Consider the following 13,539-nt stretch of genomic DNA (forward strand, 5'->3'; position numbering starts at 1 on the left):
TACCAATCACAGAGGTTGCAACCCAGCCTCTGTTTTTGGGTAAATAGCCTTCTAACTTTTACAGAAAGGAAAGTGTTCGTAACTGAACACGGGCTACTTTCAATATTTCAAAGAAAGGAATACAAGTTCGTTTATTCGAACACAGGCTAAAAACCTAGTGAAAAAGATAAACTTCCTAGTGTGTTTTACACACTGCGTCAGTTTCCTATTTTCATACGGTTTTCTGAACGCCTTTTGTATCATAAACTATGAACAATACTGAATTTTACGATCGTCTGGGGGTTTCTAAGAATGCTTCGCCAGACGAGATTAAGAAGGCTTATCGGAAGCTTTCAAAGAAATACCATCCAGATATTAACAAGGATCCGGGTGCGGAGGATAAATACAAGGAGGTCCAAGAGGCTTATGAGACTCTGAGCGACCCTCAAAAACGATCTGCCTATGACCAATTTGGTCCTGCGAGTGCCAATGGAGGCTTCGGCGGAGGAGCTGGTGGCTTTGGTGGTTTTGATGGAGCTGGTTTCGGTGGCTTTGAAGACATCTTCTCAAGCTTCTTTGGTGGTGGCGGTGCGACCCGCAATCCAAATGCTCCACGTCAAGGGGATGACCTCCAATACCGTGTCAATCTCAAATTTGAAGAGGCAGTATTTGGTGTGGAACGTGAAGTGTCCTATAACCGTGAAGCGACCTGCCGAACCTGTACAGGTTCAGGTGCCAAGCCTGGTACTAGTCCAGTAACTTGTGGCCGTTGTCATGGTTCTGGTATTATCAATGTGGACACCCAAACGCCACTTGGAACCATGCGCCGTCAGATGACCTGTGATGTCTGTCATGGTCGTGGAAAACAAATCAAAGACCCATGTACAACTTGTCATGGAACAGGTCATGAAAAACAAGCCCATACGGTTACGGTTAAAGTGCCAGCAGGAGTGGAAACTGGTCAAAAAATCCGTCTAGCAGGTCAGGGGGAAGCAGGCTTTAATGGAGGTCCTTACGGAGATCTCTATGTGGTCATTCAAGTCCAGGCTTCAGATAAGTTTGAGCGTGAGGGGACAACAATTTATTATAAATTAAACCTCAACTTTGTTCAGGCGGCCTTGGGTGATACAGTCCATGTACCAACTGTTCACGGTGATGTGGATATGGTTATTCCGGAAGGGACCCAGACAGGTAAGACCTTCCGTCTCAAAGGCAAGGGGGCGCCAAGTGTTCGTGGCGGGGCTATCGGTGATCAGTATGTGACGGTCAATATTGTTACTCCTACGGGTTTAAATGACCGCCAACGTTCAGCTCTTAAAGAATTTGCGGCAGCAGGAAATATTGATGTCAAACCGCATAAAAAGGGCTTTTTCGACAAGGTAAAAGATGCCTTTGATGAATTGTAAGCACATGAATAGACTGGTTTTTCCAGTCTTTTTTCGTTCATAAAAGTAGATGAGTTTTTCTGCAGGATTAAATAATTGTGATACAATAACAAATAGAAAAAGTGGACGAGGTTGGCATGAAAGCTTGGGTTGAGAATGTAGCCATAAAAAAATATGAGGATCGATCTGGCTTGACGGGTTTGAAACAAGGACCACTGGTGTGGACCGAGGTGTTTTTGCGAGAGATCAATCGCCGGTCGGATACAGGCATCTTACATTTTTGGCCTATGACTCAAACTGTGATTCTGGGGATGATGGACAGTCAGGTGGCTCAGCTGGACAAGGGCTTAGCCAGTATTGGTCAGGCGGGATACAGTTCGATTATTCGGAGTTTGGGCGGTCTGGCGGTTGTAGCAGATGAGGGGATATTAAATGTCTCTCTTATTTTACCCAATCCTTCTGGTCACAAGGTTGATTTGAGGGAGTCTTATCAGGTCATGGTGGACCTGATTACCCAGGCGCTTTCAGATTTTCCCTTTGAGGTGGCCAGTGGTGAGGTGGCAACTTCCTACTGCCCTGGAACCTACGACCTTAGTATCAAGGGGCGGAAGTTTGCTGGTTTGGCCCAGCGGATTTACCAAGAAGCCATTGCCATTTCTGCCTATATCAGCCTATCAGGCAATCAAGTCAAGCGTGGGCAAGTGGTGGCTAATTTTTATGCAGCAAGTTTTGCTCCGCAAGAAGTATCGGACAGATTTCCGCAAGTAAATCCAGCTTCGATGGCCAATCTGTCAGACCTGGTCGGTAAGGATGTGACGGTGGAGGAGATGAAAACACGGATTGAGCAGGTCTTGGTTGAAAACGGGGCTAGTCTGTCCACCTTTTATCCCTCATCGGACAACATGGCTGATTTTATGGCGCTCGGAAAGACTATTAAGCAGTCTATGGAAAAATATGGTATATAGGAGTTAGTATGGAGTGGATAGATGCGACAGCCATGGCTCAGGCTGTCAACCAAAAACAAGTATCTGCCAAGGAACTGGTACAGGAAACGATTGCCAAGATAGAGCAACTCAATCCGGCACTCAATGCTGTCGTCAGCAAGCAATACGAGCAAGCCCTACAAGAAGCAGAAATGGGGAACTTTCAAGACAAGCCCTTTGGTGGTGTTCCTCTTTTGTTGAAAGACTTGGGGCAAAATGAAGCGGGGCACTTGTCAACAGCAGGTTCTCGGCTGTTTCAAAACTACCGAGCAGGACATACAGACAAATTGGTGCAGGCTTTCAAGGACCTTGGTTTCATCATCTTGGGACGGACCAATACGCCAGAGTTTGGGTTTAAGAACATATCAGACTCCAGTCTACATGGTCCGGTCAAGTTGCCTCTAGATCTGAGCCGCAATGCAGGTGGGTCCGGTGGAGGTGCGGCAGCTGCGGTGGCTTCTGGCATGATCCCCTTGGCGGCGGCTTCGGATGGTGGCGGCTCTATCCGTATTCCCGCCTCCTTCAACGGTTTGATTGGGTTGAAACCCAGTCGAGGCCGCATCCCTGTTGGACCAAGTTCCTATCGTGGCTGGCAGGGAGCTTCCAGCAACTTTGCCTTGACCAAGTCGGTTCGCGATACCAAACGCCTCCTCTATCATATGCAGACTTATCAGGTGGAAGCTCCCTTTCCTCTGGCTCTCCTATCTGAGCAAAGTCTCTTTGCACCACGACATAAATCTTTGAAAATTGCCTACAGTTTGGAATCGCCGATTGGCAGTCAGGTTTCCGCTCATGCCAAACAGGCTGTCTTGTCCCTTCTGCCTCACTTAGAAGCACTGGGGCACCAGATTACCGAGCTAACAAGTCCTATTTTGGACGGTGTCGAAGTCATGCAGGCCTATTACCTGATGAACAGTGTTGAAACAGCTCAGATGTTTGATGAGATTGAGGCGAAGATGGGTCGTCCAATGACAGTTGATGACATGGAAGTTATGACCTGGGCCATTTACCAGAGTGGACAAACGGTTCCCGCCAAGCTCTATTCAAAGGTTTTACAGGATTGGGACCGCTATAGTGCCACCATGGCGGACTTTCACCAACATTACGATCTCCTTCTGACACCGACAGTGGCAGATGTGGCTCCCAAGCTAGACCAGTTCACTCACTCGCAAGAGATGTTGTACCGCTTGTTGCACACACAGGATTTGACAATGGCAGAGCAGCAGCGTTTGATTTGGGAGATGTTTGCAGATAGTCTGGCCTGGACACCCTTTACCCAGCAGGCAAACATCACCGGACAACCATCTATCAGTCTGCCAACTTATAAGACTCCACAAGGCCTGCCGATCGGTGTTCAATTTACAGCAGCCAAAGGAAGAGAGGATATTCTCTTGCAGTTGGCGGACCATTTGGAGGCTGCAGGTTTACTCAATTTGTAAGGGAATACATTTTTCAGATAAAATACTTGCCAAATAGAGATGGATATGTTACCCTTTTAATGTTAGTAATGTAACAAAAAAGGAGATTTGTTTTTATGTTGAAAAAGTTGCTAGCATCAGCTCTCTTGATGTCTTCAGTTGCCCTTGTTGCGTGCTCGAACACAAGTACCAGTTCTACGACTGAGTCTTCATCTGCAACCCAAACCCAGTGGGAAAAGATTAAAGAAGCTGGTGTATTAAAGGTTGCAACTCCAGGGACACTATTTCCAACTTCATACTACAACGATCAGAAAGAATTGGTCGGATATGAAGTCGATATGATGAATGAAATCGGTAAGCGATTGGGTGTTGAAATCGAATTTCAAGAAGTCGGGGTTGCGGAAGCTTTGACATCTGTTGATTCAGGAAAAGTAGATGTATCTGTAAACAATTTGCAACCAACTGCGGATCGTAAAGAAAAATACAACTTGTCAGAAGCCTACAAGTACTCAGTAAGTGGTATGATTGTCCGTGCGGATGGTTCTTCAAACATCACTGCAGCAGACCTTTCAGACTGGGAAGGTAAAAAAGCAGGTGGTGGTGCTGGTACAACCTTTATGAAAATTGCAGAAAAGCTAGGTGCAGAGCCAGTGATCTATGACAACGTAACGAATGATGTCTACCTACGTGATGTATCAACAGGTCGTACAGACTTTATTCCAAATGACTACTATACACAAGTTATCGCGGTTCAAGTGATTACTGCTAAATTCCCTGATATTAAAGTAAAAATGGGTGATGTAAAATACAATCCAAATGAATCTGTGATTGTTATGAGCAAGGAAGATGATAGTCTGAAAAAAGAGCTGGATAAGGTTATCAAGGAGATGAAAGAAGATGGTAGCTTGAAAGCTATCTCTGAAAAACACTATGCAGGACAAGATTTAACAGCACCTGCAGAAGGTTCAGATAAATTACCAGTTGTAGAAATCGATTAATAGCTGAAGAAAAGATTGCACTGCAGTCTTTTCTTTCAATTGAAAAGAAAGAGAAAAGATGACGATAAATTGGAATGCAATATTTGATTCGGAAATGGCAGTAGAAGCAATCCCGCTTATTTTAGAGGGGCTTCCTTACACCCTTGCCTTGTCTTTACTTGGGTTTGCACTTGGGACCTTTTGCGGTTTCTTTGTAGCTCTGATGCGTATGTCTAAGATTGGTCCATTACGTTGGCTGGCCATGACTCACATTTCTCTCATGAGGGGCATTCCTCTCATGGTTCTCCTCTTTTTCATCTATTTTGGCTTGCCTTTCATGGGGCTACAGCTTGACGCTATTTCGGCTTCCATCATTGCTTTTACTTCCATGTCCAGTGCCTATATTTCTGAAATTATTCGTGCATCTCTTTCAGCCATTGATAAGGGACAGTGGGAGGCGGCGCGTTCCCTGGGCTTGCGAACCAATGTGATTTACCGAAAAATCATTATTCCCCAAGCCTTTCGAATTGCTCTCCCCCCATTGAGTAATGTTCTCTTAGATATGGTAAAAAGTACCTCTCTGACAGCTATGATTACGGTGCCAGAGATTTTCAATAAGGCCAAGATAGTCGGTGGAGCCAAGTCTGACTACATGACCGTTTATATCTGTGTTGCCCTTATTTATTGGGTCATCTGTACTCTTTATGCATTTAGTCAACTCAAGCTAGAAAAACGCTTGGCGACTTACTAAAAAAAGAAAAAGCCTAAGGCTTTTTCTTTTTTTAGTTGTCTTTATGGACATATTCCAAAATATCACCTGGTTGGCAGTCTAGGATTCGGCAGATACTCATCAGGGTATTGAAACGAATGCCTTTGGCCTTGCCTGTCTTGAGAATGGACAGGTTGGCCTCTGTAATGCCGACTTGCTCTGCCAAGTCCTTGGAGGTCATTTGCCGGTCCTTGAGAATCTTGTCTAGGTTTACGCGAATCATGTCCATATCAGATAAACTCACTGTTCTCAGTTGCTAATTGTTGCCCTTTTTGAACCAATCTCCAGACAAAATAAGTTGCGAAGAGGAAGAGGGCATTGAGGATAAAGTCTGACCAGCGAAGATTGAGGAAGTTGTTTGGACCAGTAGCATTTGTCAAGGCAATCAAGCTGGTTAGGCAAAATTGCCCAGCAGTCAAGACGAGCAAACTGATGAAGAGTTTCTGATAAAGTTCCAGACTAGCTGAAGCGAAATAATCTTCTTCCAGAAGCAATTTACATAACTTTTGAATCAAGTGGGCAATGTGACTGAGTGCCGCCAAGACGATTAAGATTAGTCCACTTGTTAAAAGGATGAGCCAGATACCAATCTGGTCAATGGGTTTGTTAAAGGTGTATTCCCAAGAGTCTATCGCAAAGGAGTCGCCTCCAAGACCAGCCAAGGTAAAGATGGTATAAAGAGCAATGGTGAAATAGAAGAAATAGCGAACACAAGCAGCCACAATGCCAGCTGTTTTGAGTAGATTGGTTTTCATAGCAAACCTCCGATTATTATTGTTTTATGATAATATTATCTTCAAGATTATTATAAAACAATAATTTTTGAAATGCAAGCGTTTTTTAAAAAGAATTAAAGTAAAACGACTAATAACACATTTGGATCGAGGAATTTTATATATCCAATATTTCCTGAAAACGATTTTATTACTTGTAAAGAAATGGTATAATAGAAGTTAAATAAAGAGAAAAGGTGCCTTATGACGACCATAGATATTAGCGAAGAAACATTAGCGAGAGAGTCCTCTGGTCTTCTTAGGACCCTCTTGAAAGATCGAACGACCAACAAGTCCATTGTTTGGGCTACACATTCCTATGAGTTGCTGGGAAAAGGGTTCGGTGCTTATGACCGAATCACTCCTACTAGAGTGACGGGTCCCTATGCCAACCTCATCCAGCCACGTTCAGAAAAGTCCAAGTACGAGCAAAAAGACCGCACCAAGGTCCGAGCAGAGGTGTTTACCCCAACTTGGTTGGTCAGACAGCAGATTGATGCCGTGGACCAAGACTTCCAAGATCTAGACCTAGAGGCCTACCTCAACCTCAAATGGTTGGAAATCACCTGCGGGGAAGCCCCTTACATGGTCTCCCGCTACGATACGGTGACTGGACAGGCCCTCGACCTTGAGGAGCGGGTCGGTTTTTTGGACCGCAAGCTCCACCGTCTATCTGAGGAAGTCCATGAGGAAGAAGTCTGGTTCCAAGGGGCGGTGACCGCCTACCAGAACGCCTACGGTTATGAGTATCAAGGAGACTCCCTACTCTTGGCGCGTGAAAACCTCCTAGCCAGCTTCATCGACTACTACCAAGCCAAGTTTGCCCAGGAACCCAGCCCCAGCCAGAAACAGACCATTGCCCAGATTATTTCCTACAATGTCCTGCAGATGGACGGCCTGACCTATACCAGCCCCTACTCCCAGCAAGCAAAGGAAGCTGTTCAACTCAGCCTTTTTGAGGAAATAGCAGAGCAGACCAGCCAGCCACAAAAGGCACAAATCAAAGATTGGAAAACAAATGAGTTGATAGATTTTAAGCGTCTATCACAAGGAGAAAGCCCTATGAAATTTGATGTTGTCATTGGAAACCCACCGTATCAGGAGGAAATTGAAGGAGCCAATACCCAAGCAAGACCGATTTATAATTTATTCATGGAAGAATCCTATAAAATTGGGGACAAGGCTGTTCTTATCACACCGGCACGTTTTTTAGCAAATACAGGAGCCACTCCAAAAAAATGGAATAAGAAAATGCTTGAAGATGAGCATTTAAAAATTTGCTACTATGAGTTAAAAAGTGGCAATGTATTTCCTGGAACCGATATTAAAGGTGGTGTTGTGATTACTTACCATGATAATGACAGCTTTTTTGAACCGATTGATACCTTTATTTCATCTCCGCTTTTGGATTTAGCCTATCGAATTGTGAAAAAATCTGGTTATTTGAATCAAACCTTGGATCAAATTATGTACGGTGCAGATAGTCATAAGCTAACAGATGTCATGTTCGAAGAGAATCCGGAGTTACTCTCAAGAACAGATGAATCACATAGAAAGGCAGTGTCTTCTACGATTTTTGATCGATATCCTGAGATATTTTTCGATGAAAAACCTGACACTAATGAAGAATATTGTCAAATATACGGTAGAATAAAAAACAATCGTACAGCAAAATATATAAAAAGTACTTACTTAAGGGAACATCCAAATCTAAGATGCTATAAAATACTTGTTCCGGAATCAAATGGTAGCGGAGCTTTAGGAGAAGTGTTAAGTACACCCCTAATCGGGGAACCCCTAATCGGGGAACCCCTAATCGGGTATTCCCAAACGTTTGTATCTATTGGTCAGTTTCAAACCAAAGAAGAGGCTGAAGCATGTATGAAGTATATAAAAACAAGGTTTGCTAGGGGATTTTTGGGAATTAAAAAGATTACGCAACACAATCCTCCTTCAACTTGGCAGTATGTACCGCTGTTTGATTTTGCGTCAAGCTCAGTCATTGACTGGTCCCAGTCGGTGGCGGAGATTGACGCACAGCTATATGCCTTGTTTAACTTCCCTCAAGAGGTTATTGATTTCTTTGAAACCAACATCAGACCAATGGACTAAGTTTTTGAATGTTGAAATTTTCGAAGAGAAGTGAGTAAGATATATAAAAGAGAAGTAGGTAATCTATGTCCGTTTTGATTAAAACTTCAGAAGAGATTTCTCCAAAAATCTACGCCTATACCACACCCCATGTGACGACCAATGACGGCTGGATCAAGATTGGTTATACCGAGCGTCAGGTGGAGCAGAGGATTAAGGAGCAGACCCACACGGCGGGGATTGAGCCGTCTATTTTGTGGCAGCAAGAGGCTAGGTACATCGAAGAGCCTGACAAAGGCAAGCCTTTCAAAGACCATGACTTCCACCAGTTTTTGAACTTCCATGCCATCGAACGCCGTTCCAAGACCGAGTGGTTTTATTTCAATGGCCATCCAGAACAGGCCAACCTCCTGTTTGACAGGTTTGTCCGTCATGATGTTTCAGGTTACCAGCCTGGGGAGCAGGTAGACTACCAGCTCAGACAGGAGCAGGAAGAAGCTGTCCAGCAAACCTTGACCTATATCCAGACCAATCAGGACGCGCGTAAGAAAGAGTTTCTCTGGAATGCCAAGCCACGCTTTGGCAAGACCCTGGCCACCTATGACTTGGTCAAACGACTCAACTGTGACCGAGTCTTGATTGTGACTAACCGCCCAGCCATCGCCAATTCCTGGTTTGATGATTTTCATCAGTTTATAGCTGGATCGACCTCCTATAAGTTTGTTTCGGAGTCGGATTCCCTCAAGGGCAGACCAGCTCTATCACGAGAGGACTTCCATAAACTCCTCTTTACCGAGGAAGACGCTAAGGAAATCGCCTTTTTAAGCCTTCAGGATCTGAAAGGGTCCAAATACTTCGGCGGCGCTTATGATAAATTGCAGTGGGTTGCCAAGACCCAGTGGGATCTCTTGGTCATTGACGAGGCCCATGAAGGAGTGGATACGGAAAAAACAGATGTTGCCTTTCACCAAATCCAGCGCAACTTTACCCTCCACCTGTCTGGGACTCCCTTTAAGGCTCTAGCCAAGGGCAAGTTTGCGGAAAACCAGATTTACAACTGGTCTTATGCGGATGAGCAGGCTGCCAAGCAAGATTGGCTCTCAAGCTCCGAGCAAGAAAATCCCTATGAAAACCTTCCCCAGCTCAACATGTTTACCTACCAGATGTCCAAGATGATCACGGACAGGGTTCGAGATGGTGCAGATTTTGGTAGTGAAACGGTTGATTTTGCCTTTGACTTGAATGAATTTTTTGCGACCAATGAATCAGGTAGCTTTATCCATGAGAGAGAAGTCAAAGAATGGCTGAACACCTTGACCTCTAGTGAAAAATACCCATTTTCAACTAGGGAGCTACGCCGAGAAATCAAGCACAGCTTTTGGCTATTAGACCGAGTGGCCTCTGCCAAGGCCTTGAAAGACTTGTTGGAAGACCATCCAACCTTTGACCGGTATAAGATTGTGCTGGCTGCAGGTTCTGCCAGTCAACGAGAAGTTGAGGATACTGAAGCAAATGGCAAATCACTCGATATGGTTAGGAAGGCCATTGCTGAACATGACTATACCATCACCCTATCTGTCGGTCAGTTGACGACTGGTGTGACCATTCCAGAGTGGACAGCAGTCTTGATGCTGAGCAATCTTCAATCTCCAGCCCTCTATATGCAGGCTGCCTTTCGTGCCCAAAACCCTTACAGTTGGGTGGAAGGAGACAAGGTTTACCGCAAAGAGCGGGCCTATGTCTTTGATTTTGCTCCTGAGCGAACCCTGTCACTCTTTAGTGACTTTGCCAACAATCTCAGTCTAGCGACTGCTGGCGGTGCAGGAACCAGTCAAACCAGAGAAGAAAATATCCGCAACCTGCTCAACTTCTTCCCAGTTATCGCAGAAGATAGGGAAGGCAAGATGGTGGAAATTGACGCTCAGGCAGTCATGACCATTCCAAGCCAGATACGTGCAGCAGAAGTCATCAAGCGTGGCTTTATGTCCAACTTCCTATTTGACAATATTGCTGGTATTTTCCGTGCTAGTCAGCTGGTCTTGGACATCTTGGATGAACTGCCTGTTGAGCAACAAGGGAAAATCAGTCATGCACCTGACACACTTGAATTTCCAGATATTGAGGTGGATGAAGAAGGACAGGTTCAGGTGGCAGAAGACTTGGTCATCAACCGTCAGGAAGTCCTTTTTGGGACAAAAGTTTATGACTTGTTGGATACGGTGGAAGAGATGGTTGACCAGGTGGAAACCGTTGACAAGGCTTTTGTAAAAACTGTTCAGAAAGAAATATCTTCTACCTTGGTGGCAGACCTAACTGCTGGCTATGACTTGACCAATCGGGAAAGTAAGCAAATTGAGAAACAGATTCATACGGAGATTGAGACCCTCATCCAGCGTAGCGAAAAAGAATTTGATATTCAGCAGGCTCATCTCGAAAATGAATACCAAGAAGCCTTGAAGGAAACGGTGGATAGTCAGCAACAAGAGGAACTGGAGCAGGCCTATCAAGTCAAGAAGATAGAAGCGCACCAAGCCCATCAAGCAGAGTTACGGCAACGGCTGGCAGAAAAAGTGCAGGATTTGCCGCATGATCTGGTCAAACAACAGGAAGTCAAACAGCGAGAACGCACCAAGGCTCAGGCTGAGGACGAGATTCGCGGTCACTTACGTGGTTTTGCACGCACCATTCCAAGCTTCATCATGGCTTATGGCGATGAACATCTGACCCTAGCAAACTTCGATAGCTACGTACCAGATGAAGTCTTTATCGAGGTAACGGGCATCAACCTTAACCAGTTCCGTTATTTGCGTGATGGTGGACCTGAATTTGCCGGCCACCTCTTTGACCAGCCGACCTTTGATCAGGCCATCCAAGAATTTTTACGGAAAAAAGCAGAGCTGGCAAACTATTTTGAAGATAGGACAGAAGACATCTTTGACTATATTCCACCTCAAAAGACCAACCAAATCTTCACACCGAAGAAGCTTGTTCAGAAAATGGTGGATGAGTTGGAAAAGGAAAATCCTGGTATCTTCGACGACCCATCCAAAAACTTTATTGACCTCTATATGAAGTCAGGCCTCTATATCACAGAGTTGGTCAAACGCCTCTATAATAGCCAAGGCTTACAAGCAGCCTTTCCAGAAAGGCATGATCGGCTCAAGCATATCTTGGAAGAGCAAGTATATGGCTTTGCGCCAACGGCTATTATCCATAAGATCGCTTTGGAGTTCATCTTTGGCACCCTACCTGACACCATCAGTCGGAAAAACTTCTTACAAGTGGATACTGTTCCATATGCCAAAGAAGGCAGGATGCAGGAGTTGATAGATAAATCTTTTGGGTAAATTGAAGGAAAACTTGTCATTTTTGGCAAGTTTTTTCAGATAAGGTGCTATACTAAAACTAGGAATGGAGGGTGGATATGTTATGGCAAATTATGTTTATCAACAGGTCATTTGTTCCAAAGATTTTTTTGAAACCTACTTTTTAGATTACTACCCGATAGACGAAAAAAGGATTGATCCACCGTATATTAGTTTTAATAAACTTGTCTGTGTGAAAAATATTGGTGAATATAGGGAACAATTCGGTGAATACATCTATTATGGTTATGGCTTCACTCATAAGATACGGTCAGATGGCTTGATGGTCCTAAAGTTTGCGACAAAACGTGATGTTCCTATCGCTGCGATTAGAGCCGCTATTCAACTGGACCATAGCTTGGAGTGGTATGCGGTTGAAGAAAATTGTATCTATGTTTCTCGCTTTTATTGGAATCATGGTGTCCAAGAAGAGATTTATTTACTAGATGATGATGATGACTTTGGAAGATGGGTAGAGGCTAGATATGAGTTTGAAGAAGCACTGGCCGACTCAGATCATATTGTCTGGTATTATTTATTGGAGAATAAGAATAACTGGCTCGACAGGGCTACCTTGCTTGACCTACCGAGATATTATGAGGAGTGATTTGTGAGAGGAGAATATCATGTGGACAAAGAGAATAGGGTACATTACCGAACCTGGGAAATTGGTTGATTATTTCTTATCTGTTGGACAGTTTCATGATTATTTGATTGGTTCTTTTTCCTATGATAGTCAGTCAGCTAGTCTACGTTTAACCATTGAGGAGGATTGTTTAGCAGAAAGTCCTTCTAATGCGCCAGCCTTGGTTTGGGATTTGGAATGCCAGGGAGTGACAGATTTTAGAATGCAAGACATGGAGGGACTTTCGAGGTGGTGGATTTATGAAGTTTTATATGATGGCACTACTTGTCAATTTCAGCTTGTAAATGGCTATTTTTCCTTCTCGGCAGAAAGTTTTAAGTTGGGAATTCCCCATAAACCGACTACAGTAGGGCATCCAGCCATTACTCGTTTGCAGTATGATTATTTCTTGCAAGAATTTGAGGCGGGGATGAATGTTGATGAGACTGCTTTTCGTTTTGAGACAGATAATCAGGATACTCTTCGATATATTGGATATTCAGGAAATGAAGCTCCCTACTGGGCAGGTTTGTCAGATCTACCAGATGGAGGTAGATTTAATACAGCTCAGGAGCTCTTTGAGGCAAAAATCTATGATGGTCAATCTCTCAAGGAGAGATGGAGTGAGGTCAAGATTTATAGTATTCTTTCTTTGCCTTTGGATGACTGGTTGAGTTGTGTACCGCATTCTGTTGAAACGCATGTGTATGAACCGGAGGATGACTATGGTCTCTATATCAATGGTGTTGAATTAGATGGTTTTATCGATGAGGATGGGAAGCCTTGTCCATCTTGTGGTATAGCCCCATGTTATTTAGATGATTATGACGAACATTTTTGTCCTTATTGCAATAGCTGGATGACGGAGGACTGGTGGGATAGAGATGAGGTACACTACTTTGAAAAACGACCTCTTGAGCCGGCTCTCTTATGGAAACCGAATAAAATGCTACGATTTTGCCAGGTACAATTTTCAGTTGACGGCAAACCCTATACCTACTATTGTCCTGACCAAACGATAGAAAGGGGAGACTGGGTGGAAGTTTTAGTTGGCAAGCAAGCTGTAAAAAAAGATGTTCCAGTAGTGGCTATCATTACCGCTCCAGCAGACCGTCCTCCCTATCCTTTGGATAAAATAAAAACCGTACTAGGAAAATCAAGAGAGTGGTCGGAA

At 44.2% G+C, this 13,539-nt stretch carries 10 protein-coding genes and 1 pseudogene; 9 read left to right on the forward strand and 2 right to left on the reverse strand.

What is annotated here, in order from left to right:
• Positions 1 to 248 precede the first annotated feature (248 nt).
• The 5 genes from dnaJ to J5566_RS06105 all read left to right on the forward strand — a co-directional run bounded on the left by dnaJ (position 249) and on the right by J5566_RS06105 (position 5,493).
• Positions 249 to 1,385: a molecular chaperone DnaJ gene (gene dnaJ / locus J5566_RS06085; protein ID WP_208562531.1), complete on the forward strand. Its 1,137-nt coding sequence runs from the start codon at positions 249 to 251 to the stop codon at positions 1,383 to 1,385.
• Positions 1,386 to 1,501: 116 nt separating this feature from the next.
• Positions 1,502 to 2,329, forward strand: a complete 828-nt coding sequence (locus tag J5566_RS06090; protein ID WP_208562532.1) for a lipoate--protein ligase family protein — start codon at positions 1,502 to 1,504, stop codon at positions 2,327 to 2,329.
• 8 nt (positions 2,330 to 2,337) lie between these two features.
• Positions 2,338 to 3,786 carry an amidase gene (locus J5566_RS06095; protein ID WP_208562533.1) on the forward strand — a complete coding sequence of 483 codons (1,449 nt, stop codon included), beginning with the start codon at positions 2,338 to 2,340 and terminating at the stop codon, positions 3,784 to 3,786.
• A 95-nt stretch (positions 3,787 to 3,881) separates the two neighbouring features.
• Complete coding sequence (locus tag J5566_RS06100) at positions 3,882 to 4,763, forward strand: transporter substrate-binding domain-containing protein (protein WP_208562534.1); 882 nt, start codon at positions 3,882 to 3,884, stop codon at positions 4,761 to 4,763.
• A 58-nt stretch (positions 4,764 to 4,821) separates the two neighbouring features.
• Positions 4,822 to 5,493 carry an amino acid ABC transporter permease gene (locus J5566_RS06105; protein ID WP_208562535.1) on the forward strand — a complete coding sequence of 224 codons (672 nt, stop codon included), beginning with the start codon at positions 4,822 to 4,824 and terminating at the stop codon, positions 5,491 to 5,493.
• Positions 5,494 to 5,524: 31 nt separating this feature from the next.
• Here the strand turns inward: J5566_RS06105 and J5566_RS06110 are convergent, their stop codons facing one another.
• Entirely contained in the window at positions 5,525 to 5,740 is a 216-nt protein-coding gene (locus tag J5566_RS06110; RefSeq protein ID WP_172066947.1) for a helix-turn-helix domain-containing protein, read from the reverse strand.
• A 1-nt stretch (position 5,741) separates the two neighbouring features.
• Entirely contained in the window at positions 5,742 to 6,266 is a 525-nt protein-coding gene (locus tag J5566_RS06115; protein ID WP_208562536.1) for a hypothetical protein, read from the reverse strand.
• Positions 6,267 to 6,488: 222 nt separating this feature from the next.
• Between J5566_RS06115 and J5566_RS06120 the strand changes: the two genes are divergently transcribed.
• From J5566_RS06120 to J5566_RS06135, 4 genes and pseudogenes are all read left to right on the forward strand, one after another.
• Positions 6,489 to 8,396 (forward strand): Eco57I restriction-modification methylase domain-containing protein, encoded by a 1,908-nt coding sequence (locus J5566_RS06120; RefSeq protein ID WP_208562537.1) that lies wholly within the window; start codon positions 6,489 to 6,491, stop codon positions 8,394 to 8,396.
• Between the two features lie 65 nt (positions 8,397 to 8,461).
• Positions 8,462 to 11,722, forward strand: a complete 3,261-nt coding sequence (locus tag J5566_RS06125; RefSeq protein ID WP_208562538.1) for a DEAD/DEAH box helicase family protein — start codon at positions 8,462 to 8,464, stop codon at positions 11,720 to 11,722.
• 82 nt (positions 11,723 to 11,804) lie between these two features.
• Positions 11,805 to 12,347 (forward strand): hypothetical protein, encoded by a 543-nt coding sequence (locus J5566_RS06130; protein ID WP_153048448.1) that lies wholly within the window; start codon positions 11,805 to 11,807, stop codon positions 12,345 to 12,347.
• 19 nt (positions 12,348 to 12,366) lie between these two features.
• A pseudogene (locus J5566_RS06135) lies at positions 12,367 to 13,539 on the forward strand (hypothetical protein); the annotation flags it as partial.

It is taken from the genome of Streptococcus suis (assembly GCF_017601095.1).
Lineage (GTDB): Bacteria > Bacillota > Bacilli > Lactobacillales > Streptococcaceae > Streptococcus > Streptococcus suis_Z.

Excerpts from the sequence above, each read along its gene's own strand:
- dnaJ (WP_208562531.1), top strand. The coding sequence starts at position 249 with ATGAACAATACTGAATTTTACGATCGTCTGGGGGTTTCTAAGAATGCT.
- J5566_RS06090 (WP_208562532.1), top strand. The coding sequence starts at position 1,502 with ATGAAAGCTTGGGTTGAGAATGTAGCCATAAAAAAATATGAGGATCGA.
- J5566_RS06095 (WP_208562533.1), top strand. The coding sequence starts at position 2,338 with ATGGAGTGGATAGATGCGACAGCCATGGCTCAGGCTGTCAACCAAAAA.
- J5566_RS06100 (WP_208562534.1), top strand. The coding sequence starts at position 3,882 with ATGTTGAAAAAGTTGCTAGCATCAGCTCTCTTGATGTCTTCAGTTGCC.
- J5566_RS06105 (WP_208562535.1), top strand. The coding sequence starts at position 4,822 with ATGACGATAAATTGGAATGCAATATTTGATTCGGAAATGGCAGTAGAA.
- J5566_RS06110 (WP_172066947.1), bottom strand. The coding sequence starts at position 5,740 with ATGGACATGATTCGCGTAAACCTAGACAAGATTCTCAAGGACCGGCAA.
- J5566_RS06115 (WP_208562536.1), bottom strand. The coding sequence starts at position 6,266 with ATGAAAACCAATCTACTCAAAACAGCTGGCATTGTGGCTGCTTGTGTT.
- J5566_RS06120 (WP_208562537.1), top strand. The coding sequence starts at position 6,489 with ATGACGACCATAGATATTAGCGAAGAAACATTAGCGAGAGAGTCCTCT.
- J5566_RS06125 (WP_208562538.1), top strand. The coding sequence starts at position 8,462 with ATGTCCGTTTTGATTAAAACTTCAGAAGAGATTTCTCCAAAAATCTAC.
- J5566_RS06130 (WP_153048448.1), top strand. The coding sequence starts at position 11,805 with ATGGCAAATTATGTTTATCAACAGGTCATTTGTTCCAAAGATTTTTTT.